Source organism: Paenibacillus sp. cl123 (assembly GCF_900101595.1).
Taxonomy (GTDB): domain Bacteria; phylum Bacillota; class Bacilli; order Paenibacillales; family NBRC-103111; genus Paenibacillus_G.
In genome coordinates, this window is sequence record NZ_FMYY01000007.1 from 260454 (window position 1) to 272760 (window position 12307).

The window sequence follows — 12307 nt, forward strand, 5'->3', positions numbered from 1 at the left end:
AGATCTCCCTTCTCTTCTCACGCCGATCTTAACCGAGATCTAAACTGTCATCTCATACGCTACATTCGTCCCCATGATACCCTTGACGGTGCCGATATCTGAGGACTGTCCGAGCGCCCACATCAGCTTAACCGTCAGCGCCTCGGTCGTCATGTCGTAGCCGGGAATCGCGCCTGCGGCCAGCGCGGTACGCCCGACCTCGTAGACTGTCAAATCCGAGCCTTCGTACAGGCACTGTGTCGTCACTGCCACGCAGATACCGGCCTCGGTTAGCCGCTCGATCCCGGCAACGAGCCCTTGCTCACGGTTAGGGACGCCGCCGAGACCGAAGCCTTCGATTACGACACCCTTGTATCCAAGCTGCCGGACCGCCTCCAGAATATCCGGCTTGATGCCGGGCAGCAGCTTGAGCAGGAACACCTCGGTAGCGAGCCGGTCGCTGTACGGCAGCGGCTTAAGGTTTCCGTAGGGGGCGGCGGGATTGCGCACCAGCTGGCCGTCGCGGATATATCCGAGATCGGGGTAGTTCACGCTTTCGAAGGCGTCAAAGCTTTTCGACCTGACCTTGGTCACACGGCAGCCTTTCATTACCTTCCCGTGAAACGCCACCAGCACGCCGGCAACATCCCCGCACGCGGCGGCAAAGGCGTCGAGAAGATTTCGGCGGGAGTCGCCGTCGACGCGGCCGATCGGCTGCTGCGAGCCTGTCAGCACGACCGGCTTCGCCAGGCTGCCCAGCATGAAACTCAGCGCCGCGGCCGTATACGCCATCGTGTCCGTCCCGTGGGCAACGACGATGCCGTCGTATTGCTCCAGCCCCGCGCACACCGCCCGCGCAAGCGCCGCCCAATGCTCGGGCTGCATATTCGTGCTGTCGACAGACATCAGCGACATCGCTTGGGCGGCGCACATTCGCTTCACCTCCGGGACTTGCTCCAGCAGGCTGTCGGAGCTGAATGCCGGGACCAGGCCGTTACAGGTCGGGGAGGAGGAGATCGTCCCTCCCGTATTGATCAATAAGATCCGTTTCATGCCGACTCGTCAACTCCGCGTGTTATATCGTCTTTTATGAATCGGTTAACTTACTCTATAAATAGGCCGGCGCGCTGATGGCAATCCGGCTCTTTCTTTTACTTGGCCCGCGAACGAAGCTTGGAGGATAAGATCCGCAGCTCTTCCCTGTACTTCATAACGGTTCTGCGGGAAATGCGAATGCCCTCCCCGGCGAGCAGATCGGTGATTTGCTGATCCGACAGAGGGCGGGAAGCGTCCTCTTCGGCAATCGCCCGGCGAATTCGCTCCTTGACGCTTTCCGTCGACGCCGCATGGCCCGATTGGGTCTGCAGCCCGTTGGTAAATAGCGATTTCAGTTCAAAAATGCCGTGCGGGGTCTGTACGTATTTGCCGCTGACTGCCCGGCTAACCGTCGATTCGTCGACGCCGAGCTTGTCCGCGATCGCGCGCAAATTCATCGGCCTTAAGGCCGCCCGGCCCTGCTCCAGGAACGAAAGCTGCTCGCCGGCGACCGCTTCGACGACGCGCAGTAGCGTCGCCTTTCGCTGCTCGACGCAGCGGACGAGCCATTCCGCCTCCTGCAGATGCTCGCGCGCATACCGCCGAACCGCCGGATGGTCGTTCAGCGCCACGAGCTGGGCGTGGGCACGATGAACCACCACCTTCGGAACGCTTCGTTTGTTTAAGACGACGGCACAGCGCTCGCGCTCCCACCTGATGGCCGCATCCGGCGCAACATACTGAGGCGCTTGATGGCCATAAGACGCCCCGGGCCGTGGATTCAAAGTACGGATATAAGCAAGGCTTTGCTTCACTCGTTCGACGGGGATCGCTAGGGCTTCGGCAATCCGCTGCAGCCTGCCGCCTGCCAGCTCGTCAAGAAAGCGAGAAACGACCGCATAAGCCCACGGATCGGCGGCAGCGTCTCTGGCGATCTGCAGCTCGAGGCATTCCTGCAGCGTGCGCGCGCCTACGCCCGCAGGTTCCAACGCCTGCAGCTCGCGGAGCGCCGCTTCGAGCTCGGCTGCGGACGCGCCGAGCTCGAGGCTCGCTTCCTGCAAGGAGACAGCCAAATATCCCGCTTCGTTCACATTGCCGGCCAAATAAGCGGCCAGCTTGTAAATGCGGCCTTGGACACCCCGGATGCGAAGCTGGCTCAGCAGCTCAGCCTCGAGCGAATCCGAGCCTGCGCTCATCGTGTCGATGAAGCCGTCGATGCCGCTTGCGGCTGTTCCTGCCGGGTGGCGGGCCCAAGCCGCATCCCTGCCGTCCGGCAGCTCGGCGTCGCTATCCACATTCAGAAATGGATTCTCCAATGCCCGATCCTGGATATAATGCGCGAGCTCCATAGCCGACATTTGCAGCATTGTCATCGCTTGGATCATACGCGGGGTTGCGGTCAACCGCATAGATTGCCCCTGTATGAGGTTCGGCTGCATCAGCGTCATGCTTGTCACCCTCCTGCACGCGAAATTAATGCCAGGGGAAGAAACGCTTCCGCACCCTCCCCCACCATTGTCCCCTTTAGCCTTTACCTTTGCAACAGCTGTTTTACCTCCGCCGCGTCGCGGCACGCCAGCGCCGACCTGGCCAGCTTGCGGCAGTCCTCCAGCGACAGGTCGCGAATCCGTTCCCTGGCCTTCGGCAGCGACGCTGCGCTCATGCTGAATTCGTCGAGCCCGAGTCCGACGAGCAGCGGAATCGCCTGTGGATCGCCGGCCATTTCACCGCACATGCCGACCCATTTGCCGGCGCCGTGCGCCGCCTCAATCACCTGCGACACAAGCCGCAGCACGGCCGGCTCCAGGTGCTGATACAGGTAGCTGACCTCTTTATTGCCGCGGTCTGCCGCCATCGTGTATTGGATCAGGTCGTTGCTGCCAATGCTAAAGAAATCGACCTCTTCCGCGAAAGCGCTCGCCATGATCGCCGCGGACGGAATTTCGATCATGATGCCGGTCTCGGGCAGCTCCGACAGGCCGAGCTCGTCCGCCGCTTCGCGCAGGTACGCCTTCGCCTGGCGCCATTCCTGAAGCGTCGCCACCATCGGGAACATAATGCGCGCTTTGCCTTGAGCTCCGGCGCGCAGGATCGCGCGGAGCTGGGTTTTAAACAACTCGGGCCGGTTGAGGCAAAACCGCAAGGCCCGATAGCCCAGGAACGGATTCTCTTCCTTCGGCAGTTCGAGGTATGGAAGCCCTTTGTCCCCGCCGATATCGAGCGTGCGGAAAATGACAGGGCGGGGCGCTAGCTGCTCCACAACTTGGCGGTAAGCGGCGAACTGCGTTTCCTCATCGGGGAGCTTGTTCTGCTCCATATACAGAAACTCCGTGCGGAACAGCCCGACCGCTTCCGCCCCCCACTCCAGCGCGGGAGCAACGTCCTTCACACCGCCGATGTTGGCAGCCAGCTCGACCCGGTGGCCGTCCGTCGTGACGGCGGGCAAATCCTTCTTGCTCTTCTGCTCGGCCAGCAGGCGGCGTTGCGCTGCCGCTTGCTCCTCGTAGGCGGCGCGAACCGCATCCGGCGGATCGATCAGCAGCTCGCCTCGCTCCGCGTCGAGCACGATCGTTTCCCCGCCCTGCATAGATTCGAGCAGTCCGGCGACGCCGACCAAAGCCGGGAAGCCCATCGTACGGGCCATGATCGCCGAGTGGGAGGTCGGCCCGCCGAGCTCGGTGGCAAAGCCGAGCACGAGCGAAGCGTCCAGCCCTGCCGTATCGGACGGGCTCAAATCTTTGGACACCAGGATGGCCGGCTCCTGCAAAGCGATGCCCGGCGCGTCCAGGCCGAGCAACGCCGCGACGATCCGTTTGCCCAAATCGCGGATATCCGCCGCACGCTCCCGCAAATACGGATCGTCGAGCGCGGCGATCGCCTCTGCGATCGATTCGACCGCTTCCTCAACCGCCCATTCCGCATTTTTCCGTTCCGCCAAGCGGGCTTCGATCTCATCCGCTATCTCCGGATCGTCCAGCAGCGAGAGCTGAGCGGCGATCATCTCCCTCAGCTCCTCGGCGACCCGGCTTTCCAGCGCTTGCAGCTCGCTTCGGGCTCTCTCCATCGCCGGAGCGATCCGCTGCCGCTCCCGCGCTTTCTCTTCCTCGGAAACTGTCCTTCGCTCAAATAAAGGGGCTTCCTGCACGACCTTGACTGGACCGACGGCGATCCCCTTCGATGCGCCGATTCCCAACAATTTCATAGGTGTCCTCCTCTTTATCGGGTGCTACAGGCTGCGCGCGGCATCCTCAAGAAAATCGGCAAGCGCAGTCAGCGCCTCCTCCTCGTCGGGCCCTTCGGCACGAACCACGACGCTCTGTCCCTGCTGGACGCCGAGCCGCAGCAGGCTGACCATCGACTTGGCGTTAGCCGATTTGCCCCCGTGTACAACCGAGAGGCGGCTTTGGTACTGACCCGCCAGCTTCATAATGTCGGCAGCGGGGCGGGCGTGCAGCCCTTCAGCATGGTTAACCCTTACTTCGCGTTCCATCGGTCTCTCGACTCCTTATCCGTTGTTGTTTTTATCTTATAGAAATCTCAGTCGTCTTTTGCTCTTCATGGACGGATGAAAATCGACGTACCGGGGCGTTCTCATGTTGACGCCACGCTCCTTGGCTGCGCGGAAGAACAGCACCTGCATCGGCACGATATATTCGATCGGCGACAGCTCCTCATCGTTGACGAAATTCGGCGCAAGCGAGCCTGGACGCTGTTCCCCGCCGCTCTTCGTAACGACAAATCCGTGGGACGTAATTTTGGCAAAATAGTCCGTCAGCATCATCATCCGGTCGAAATCTTGCCCTGGCGCTCCCATATAGAAAATGTAGCTGTTCTCGTCGATCGCATTGTACGGTCCGTGCATAAATTCTTCGAATTCGTAGATCGTCACGGGAATGCGCGACGTTTCCAGAAACTTCAGGCCCGCTTCCATCGCCGTGCCGTAATGGTCGCCGGCTCCGGTAAAGATATAGTTTTTCGCCGCCAGCAGCTCGTCTTTATGCTCCTTGTACCATTCCTCGGCCGCCGCGATGGTGTGTGCCATGTTATCAATAATCTTGTACAAGGTATCGATGTAGCGGTTATATTCGCCCTCCGGCAGCTTGCCCGTCGCATGGGCGGTCTCAATCGCCATAAGGAACAGCGTAAGCAGCGTCGCCGTGTAGCCCTTTGTCGTCGCTCCGGCTTTTTCCTCGCCCGAAGGCACGATAATTTGGTTTTGCGCGAATTCGGTGATCAGGCTGCCCTCTCCAGAAGTGATCGCTACCGAGAACAGCCCGAGCTCGTTCGCTTTTTGCACGCATTCGACCGCGGCCGTGCTTTCCCCGCTTTGCGACAGGGCGAACACCAGCGTCTGTTTATTGTACACATGCGTATATTGGGCAAACGTATGGGCGTATTCCACCTGCGTTTCGATCCCAAGCAGCTTGGCGATAAAATGTCTGGACGACATGGACGCATTGTAGGATGAGCCCGAGCCCGTAAGCACGATGCGGGACACCTCATGTTGCCGGAAGCCTTCGATAAACGATTTCAACAGCTCCTTGCGGTTGTCCACAATACTTTTTAACATGGCAGGCTGCTCATATACGTAATCGATTAGTTCAATGGTCGTTGTCATAGAAATGCATCTCCTTTTAATTGAAAATTTTCAGCGCGCCGAGCACAAGGCCGACGATAATGAGCCCGAACATCAGCGTCGTCGTCTTCATTCGCTTGCGGATCAGCCAAAACACGATCATGACGACGGCCAGCGGCAGCAGCTTCGGCATAATGCCGTCGAGCATCGTCTGAACCGAAATGGTTGTTTCCTTCATTTTATAGGCGATCGGCGTCGCTACCTTCAGCCATGTCGCCGTCAGGGCGCCGACCGTCATGAGTCCCATAATTGTAGCCGCTTCCATCATCTTCTTAATTTGGCCGGAAGCCATGACTGCCAGAAACTGCTCACGCAGCGCAAAGCCTTTGTTCAGTGTGTACCAGCGTACTAGCACATGGACAATGTTGGTGCCGAAGAAGAACAGCAGCGGGGCCAGCACGTTCCCCTGCAAGGCCAGCGCCGCCGTGACGCCGCCAAGCATCGGCTTCAGCGTGCCGTTGAACATCGAGTCGCCAACGCCAGCGATCGGACCCATCAGGCCAGACTTAAGCCCTTGAATGGCTTGATCGTCGATTTCTTCCCCGTTCGCTTTTCTCGCTTCCAGGTCAAGGGTTAGCGCCAGCACCGGCCCTGGAAGCCAGGAGTGCGAGTTGTAGATGATCAGGTGGCGCTTGAGCGCCGCTTTGAATTCTTCCGGCTTGTCCTTATAGAGCTTGCGCAGCATGGGAAGAATCGCCCAAACGAAACCGAACGCCTGCATCCGGTCGAAGCTGAACGCGGATTGGATCGCAAACGACCGGAAATAGACCCTCCGGATGTCGGATTTCGTAAAGATGTCGCCTGTTGCCGAGGCGGTTGCCGCCGCTTCCGCTTCCATATCGGCGTATTCCTCGATGTCGTTGCGGCGAGTCTGCATGACGAGGGCGATGCAAAGCCCGAGCGCCGCTACGCCGAGAATGCCCATCTTCATATAAGCGACGATGAGGAAGCCGATGAAGAAGAACGGGAACAGGCTCGGCGTCGCGAGCACGCTCAGCAGCAGGGCGAAGCCAAGTGCCGGCAGCAGGTTGCCTGCGACGGTCAGCCCGTCCTTCAGCCAGACCGGGATGCTTTCCACGATCGTCTGCACGATGGCGTTACCCAGCACGAGCGCGATGAAAGTCGGAATCGCAGTGGACAGAAAATGCACCGTATTCCCCACATGTAAGAGGCGCGCCAGCCCCCGATCGTTCCCCCGGTCAGCCATGCGGTCCGCGACACCCAGCAGCATCACGCAAATCGTCTTGGCGATCATCTCGAAGAAGACGCCTAGCAGAGCCGCCGGGATAGCGATCAAGAGCGCTGTCTCAAGCCCTTGTCCCGACGTAATGGCGAACGCCGTGCCGAGTACGCCGCCGATCGTATAGTTCGGAGGGATCGAGTTGCCGACGTTCGTCACGCCCATAAAAATCAGTTCCAGCGTTCCGCCGACGATCAGGCCGGTGTGCAGGTCTCCGAGGATAAGACCGACAATCGGCGCCAGCACGATAGGGCGTTCAAGATACAGATCGCCGAGAAAGCGCCGGGATAAGTAGGCAAAGCCTGCTAATAAAGACAACAAAAGCGCTGTTACGATTGACATACGTCCTATCACTCCTGTGATTGATTTGCAAAAGCCGTTCGGCGAATCGGTTTACATATCTTCATTCAGCTGGAGCATCTTTTTCACGTCGAGAATACCTTCTGTCCCCGACAGCACCGCTTGGCCGACGAGCTCCGACAAGCTCATGCTTTCCCGGTACATCAGCGCTTCGGCCAGCATCGGCACGTTCACCCCGGTGACGATTTCAAGCTGTTCATACTCCGGAATCAAAGCCGCCACCGCCTTGGCCGGCGTGCCGCCGGGCAGATCGACCAGCGCCAGAATGCCGTCCGTCGCTCCCATGTCGGCGACCGCCCGGCGCACCGCCGCCTCCAGATCTTCGCCCCCTTGCCCCGAAGTAAACGTTATCGCCAATGCCAACGCGGTATCGCTGACGAACATTGAAGCGGTTTCCAACAAATACTTGCTCAGCTGGCCATGTGTCACAACCAATATGCCGATCACAATGAAGTACCCCCCGTCCTACAAGGATCTGATAATTTTGCCGAAATCGTTCGGCGCGCTGCCAGGCAAAAGCCGCGCTTCGAGCTTAACGTCCCGGCGGTCCAGCTCTTTCCATGCCGCGATCTCTTCCGGCGAAGCAGCCACTTCCTTCGTAATCCGCTGACGCCCTTCCGCCATTCGCACGTTGGCTACGTTCACCTGCTCCAGGTTTAGTCCGCCCTCCATAAGCCCGAGCAGCGATTGGGGATCGCGCACTAGCACCAACACCTTATCGTTCTTGAACTTTGCCGCCGACAGCTGCTGAGCGGCGTCAGCGACGGACAGCACCGTCGACTTCACGCCGACCGGCGTCGCCATCTTGAGCAGCATCTTCTGCGTGTTGTCGGTGGACGCCTGATCGTTGGCGACGACGATATGGGTCGCTCCCAAAATTCTCGTCCAGCCTACCGCCACTTCGCCATGGATCAAACGGTCGTCCACCCGAACCAGCACAATCTTCATCTTAACTCCCCATTCCTCTTGAAAATGAACAGCCGGAAAGCTGTATTTACCTTTCGTTAATAATACAAGCAAGAATCGTGCCAAGACACTAACGATTTCTCGCGGCAAAAACAGCGAGTGGCGAAGACATTTGCCTTCGCCACTCAAGACACTAACAGAAAAATCGCCTTACAGTGTCTTACGATAAAATAATTTGCGCCAAAAATCCGATCTCGTGCCGCGGCATCGTCATCGGCCACTCCCTGCAGACGGGCTGTACGGCCTGATCCAGCAGTTCGAGCAAAAATCGGTGATGCTCCTCCAGATACACAAGCTCCGCACATTCCAATACCGGCCCGTCCGTCGCGATCCGCTCGAGCGCGAAAGCCAGATGGATCGTCCAGCGCGCCGCCTTGCTCGGGCTGACGTGCCGCCCCAGCAGCTCCTCCAGCTGCGCAAGCGCCTTCTCCGCCGCGGCCGCATACCGCTGACCTTCCGCACCTTCGACAGAATCGATGACGTAGCGCTTGGCCAGCTCCACCGCCCCTTCGCGAGTGATCGCCTCGGACACCGTATCGTCCTCAATGTCTCCCATCGCCAGGGAGATCAGCGTTTCGATGCCTTTGCCGAACAAGATTTGCTCCATGCCGATAAAGGCAACCCCGGGCAGGTGCGGATCAACCGTGCCGGCGGCGGCGATGACGGACCCGCGCCAGCCTTCCACCAGCAGCTCCGGGATATCCGAGCCACTGTCCAGATTAACCGGCTGCACCAACACCTCGCCGCGCAGCGGAGCCGGCAGCGCCTCCTGCAGGAAAGCGGCCAGTTTGCGGGCCGTCCCCTGGCCCGTCAGGCACGTCGTAATGATGACCCGCTTCCCATCCTGTGTTGGCCGAAGATCGGTATCGTCCAAATACACTTGCTTGACCGCCTTCACCATATAAGCCAGATCGACATCGCTGCGTCCGGCCAAATGCCCCGCTTCGATGACGGCGGCAGTCGTGACCAACGGCACCACTTCGACCGGAATGCCGGCGGCCCGCTCGAGATACCGGCCGAATCCGGTCAGCGATCCCATATCGACGAGCAGCAGCACGCCCTTCGAATTGCCCGCCTCCTGAAGCCGCTGCAGCGCCTGCTGCAGCGTGTCGTCCGTGCTGGCATTCAGGGGCATGTCCACGCCGATAACGCGCTTCTCCCCGAGCAGCTGGTTGGCGACTGCTGCCATGCTCGTCGCCGTATGGTCGCCGTGTGCGATGACCATCACCTTCACATCGGCAGGCTCCTGATTGCTTTTGCGATGGGTCGCCAAAAACAGCGAAATGAAGCCCGCTTCGCTGGGCGACAGCGTGATGCCGAGCCCTGCCTCCAGCCGGCCCGCCAGGGAGCGGACCACGCCGTATTCTCGCGGGCAGTGCGCGACCAGATCCATAATCCGATCCGCGCCGGGACTGCTCGCTGCATCGGTAGACGCCAAATGCAGGGCGATTCCCGTGACCGCCTGCGGGCCAAAGACGTAGCCGAGCTGCCTTCCTGCCTCCTCGATGAAATCGGAGACGACGACGAGAAATTGCTCCTGCAATGCCGGAGCGTCCGCCTGCCGGCCGAGCAGCCGCCGCAAATAGTAATCGACGTCGACCTGAATCAGCTTCTGAACTTCCTCATGGTCCAGGCCGCTGTTCAAATAGCCGTTCATGCGCCAGCGCAGCTCGCTGTAAAGATCGAGCGTCGCCCGTTCGCCCTTCGGGGCACTTGCGGCCGCCCCTTGCTCCGGAGCGTACATCCGGTCCTCCACGCCGATCATCGCTTCCGCCTTGGACGTATCCATATGATTGCGCAAATAATTCAGCTGAATATGCGGTGCCAGATGCGTCAAATATAGCGGCATCGCCTCGGTATGGCTGCCACCCGCGATATAATTCAGGAACGCCTTGGCACAGCCAAGCAGCACGGCGCTTCTCAGCTCTCCGATGTTGCCTACAGGGCGGAACGTCAGCAGCGCTACCAGAACGAGCGGGCTGACCGAGATCGCCACGCCGACGCGCACCGCCTCCTCGCGGAAAAACAACTCGATCAGCTCGAGCCTCTCTTCCAGCGGGCGGCCGTTCAGATCGGGAATAGTGATCATAACGGGAAAGCGCCGCAGCATCGTCGTCAGCAGCGCCGAGTGCGGATCTTCCGACGTAGCGGCGATCAATGTAACGGTCGCTTGGCGCAGAGCGCCTCCGTCCCCCAGCATGCGGTATTCCCCGCGGTCCATTAATAAAAACAGCATCTCCTGTCCGTCCGGCGTCAGCCGGTGAATCTCGTCCAGGAACAGGATGCCGTTCTCGCTCTCGGCGATAAGGCCCGGCGTCGTCTTCTCCGCCCCGGTAAACGCCCCCTTCACATAGCCGAACAGCTGCGCCAGCAAGAGCTGAGGATTGGCCGCATAATCCGCGCAGTTCAGCACGTTGAAGGGTGCGGACGGATTCAACCGCCCGGCCTGGATCGCATATTGGTACATGATGCCGGCCAAATGGCTTTTGCCCGCTCCGGTCGGGCCGACGATTAAGGCGGCAAGCCCTCTGGGCGGATAGAGCATCGCCGCCTTCGCCTGCTCGACGACGGTGCGCAGGCTGCCGGCGGCCCCGATAATTTGGTCGAAGCAGGAGGTCTGTCCTCCTCCCGTGCCTTCCGGCCTCGCCGCTTCACCGCCCGCAAGCCCCGCTAGCGCCTCATCGCCGGCCAACCAAAAGCGGACCGGCCGTCCTCCGCTTTTATGAAGCAGACCTTCCCTACATAATTCGTTCAAGTCCGCGCTGGCGTTATGCCGCAAAATGCCCGAGGCTTTGGCCGCTTCCTCGGCCGTCACTCCCGCCGATTCGCCGAATGCCCCGAGCTGGCGAATTGTATCCAAAATCCGATATTTGCGCATTCTATTCCCTCCCTTATCCCACGACTAAGCTATGGACTGACCCATGAGTCCCGCGCCAACCAAGGCCGGGCAAACACATCGTTCTCCGGACCCGGTTATCATGGCTTTTTTTGACTATATACCGCTTTCACGGTTCTCTACAACACTGCCATCTCCGGAAATTTTAACATTACCGCGCTTTCACAACGATTTTCGACACGAAAAGTCTCTGTATCGTTCCATCAAAGCTACTTTTCCCTGGGCTTATTCGAGGAAAGGCAGCTTATTTTATGAACTATCCTCCTAAGGGATGGCTATCTTTTGGTTCCTCAATGTGGACCATAACCCTCACCAGATAATCATCGGCTTGCTGTATTACAATTTCATCCTGCATGTAATCTTCGTAAGCATTTCCCTTAATGATGTATTGTTTTCTCTCGATATAATCAAAGATTTGCGGATAAATTTTCTCGGTATCCCCGTAGTCCGCTCTGGCGTACGAAACAAGGTAGAATCCTTCCGGCATATATTCCTGTTTATAATGTTTTGTGGTCATATAGCAGTACATATGGGAGATCATGTCTCCATCCTGCTTCAGCAGATCATCTTTGGGAATGATGACCCCATTGGGGTAACCAAGCGGCGCATGCTCCTTGTTCAGCCGCACCCGAAAATCCTCCCAGAGCTCCTCCGGAAACTCCTTTTTGGATGAGTAGATTCGGCGGCTCAGCAGTAGAGGTGTCTTGGCTTGCCAGATGACATGCATTTGGCTGGTGTCCAGGTGCATGGATTGCTCTATATTTTCCGCACGCTGAATAATCATTTGTTTCGCCCGAGTCAGTTTGGCGATCTGCAGCTGCAGATTTTCCTCCTGTTTACGCAGCAGTTGAAGGGTAGTTTCCGGAGAACGCTCACCGAGATGCTGCTGAATTTCCTCCAGGGACATGCCCAGCTCTTTGAAAATATGAATAACGCCGATCGTTTCAAACTGGCTGTGGCTGTAATAGCGATAACCGTTATCCGCCACAAAGGCAGGTTTGAACAGACCAATGCGGTCGTAGTAAATGAGGGTTTTGCGTGAAACCTCGGACAGCTTGGAAAAATCACTAATGGATAACAATTCATTTGGATGCATAAGTACCCCCAGGTTAAAAAAGTAGATTGACTGTATAGTTACTGTACAGTGTATGATACATCTGTTCTCATCGTCAGTCTACTTTTAGATCGCCGATCA

10 protein-coding genes are annotated in these 12307 nt (G+C 58.6%); all 10 read right to left on the reverse strand.

The window, feature by feature from the left end:
• Positions 1-39: 39 nt before the first annotated feature.
• The 10 genes from BLR08_RS14795 to BLR08_RS14840 all read right to left on the reverse strand — a co-directional run bounded on the left by BLR08_RS14795 (position 40) and on the right by BLR08_RS14840 (position 12208).
• On the reverse strand, positions 40-1032 hold the full coding sequence (locus BLR08_RS14795) for an asparaginase (protein WP_072330439.1): 993 nt from the start codon (positions 1030-1032) through the stop codon (positions 40-42).
• A 98-nt stretch (positions 1033-1130) separates the two neighbouring features.
• Positions 1131-2462 (reverse strand): RNA polymerase factor sigma-54, encoded by a 1332-nt coding sequence (rpoN, locus tag BLR08_RS14800; protein WP_083537076.1) that lies wholly within the window; start codon positions 2460-2462, stop codon positions 1131-1133.
• A gap of 83 nt (positions 2463-2545) precedes the next feature.
• Positions 2546-4216: a phosphoenolpyruvate--protein phosphotransferase gene (ptsP, locus tag BLR08_RS14805; RefSeq protein ID WP_072330437.1), complete on the reverse strand. Its 1671-nt coding sequence runs from the start codon at positions 4214-4216 to the stop codon at positions 2546-2548.
• Positions 4217-4240: 24 nt separating this feature from the next.
• Positions 4241-4504 (reverse strand): HPr family phosphocarrier protein, encoded by a 264-nt coding sequence (locus BLR08_RS14810; RefSeq protein WP_072330435.1) that lies wholly within the window; start codon positions 4502-4504, stop codon positions 4241-4243.
• A gap of 36 nt (positions 4505-4540) precedes the next feature.
• The gene (locus tag BLR08_RS14815) at positions 4541-5632 is read right to left on the reverse strand and encodes an SIS domain-containing protein (protein WP_072330433.1); all 1092 of its coding nucleotides are present in this window, start codon (positions 5630-5632) and stop codon (positions 4541-4543) included.
• Positions 5633-5648: 16 nt separating this feature from the next.
• Entirely contained in the window at positions 5649-7232 is a 1584-nt protein-coding gene (locus BLR08_RS14820; RefSeq protein ID WP_072330431.1) for a PTS system mannose/fructose/sorbose family transporter subunit IID, read from the reverse strand.
• A gap of 51 nt (positions 7233-7283) precedes the next feature.
• A complete protein-coding gene (locus BLR08_RS14825; RefSeq protein ID WP_072330429.1) occupies positions 7284-7697 on the reverse strand; it encodes a PTS sugar transporter subunit IIA in 414 nt (137 codons plus the stop codon).
• 18 nt (positions 7698-7715) lie between these two features.
• The gene (locus BLR08_RS14830; RefSeq protein ID WP_072330427.1) at positions 7716-8198 is read right to left on the reverse strand and encodes a PTS sugar transporter subunit IIB; all 483 of its coding nucleotides are present in this window, start codon (positions 8196-8198) and stop codon (positions 7716-7718) included.
• Positions 8199-8376: 178 nt separating this feature from the next.
• Complete coding sequence (locus tag BLR08_RS14835; protein WP_072330426.1) at positions 8377-11094, reverse strand: sigma 54-interacting transcriptional regulator; 2718 nt, start codon at positions 11092-11094, stop codon at positions 8377-8379.
• Between the two features lie 274 nt (positions 11095-11368).
• Positions 11369-12208 (reverse strand): MerR family transcriptional regulator, encoded by an 840-nt coding sequence (locus BLR08_RS14840; RefSeq protein ID WP_072330424.1) that lies wholly within the window; start codon positions 12206-12208, stop codon positions 11369-11371.
• Positions 12209-12307 lie beyond the last annotated feature (99 nt).

Bases quoted from the DNA above. Each gene is read 5' to 3' on its own strand.
- BLR08_RS14795 (WP_072330439.1), bottom strand. From the start codon at position 1,032: ATGAAACGGATCTTATTGATCAATACGGGAGGGACGATCTCCTCCTCC.
- rpoN (WP_083537076.1), bottom strand. From the start codon at position 2,462: ATGACGCTGATGCAGCCGAACCTCATACAGGGGCAATCTATGCGGTTG.
- ptsP (WP_072330437.1), bottom strand. From the start codon at position 4,216: ATGAAATTGTTGGGAATCGGCGCATCGAAGGGGATCGCCGTCGGTCCA.
- BLR08_RS14810 (WP_072330435.1), bottom strand. From the start codon at position 4,504: ATGGAACGCGAAGTAAGGGTTAACCATGCTGAAGGGCTGCACGCCCGC.
- BLR08_RS14815 (WP_072330433.1), bottom strand. From the start codon at position 5,632: ATGACAACGACCATTGAACTAATCGATTACGTATATGAGCAGCCTGCC.
- BLR08_RS14820 (WP_072330431.1), bottom strand. From the start codon at position 7,232: ATGTCAATCGTAACAGCGCTTTTGTTGTCTTTATTAGCAGGCTTTGCC.
- BLR08_RS14830 (WP_072330427.1), bottom strand. From the start codon at position 8,198: ATGAAGATTGTGCTGGTTCGGGTGGACGACCGTTTGATCCATGGCGAA.
- BLR08_RS14835 (WP_072330426.1), bottom strand. From the start codon at position 11,094: ATGCGCAAATATCGGATTTTGGATACAATTCGCCAGCTCGGGGCATTC.
- BLR08_RS14840 (WP_072330424.1), bottom strand. From the start codon at position 12,208: ATGCATCCAAATGAATTGTTATCCATTAGTGATTTTTCCAAGCTGTCC.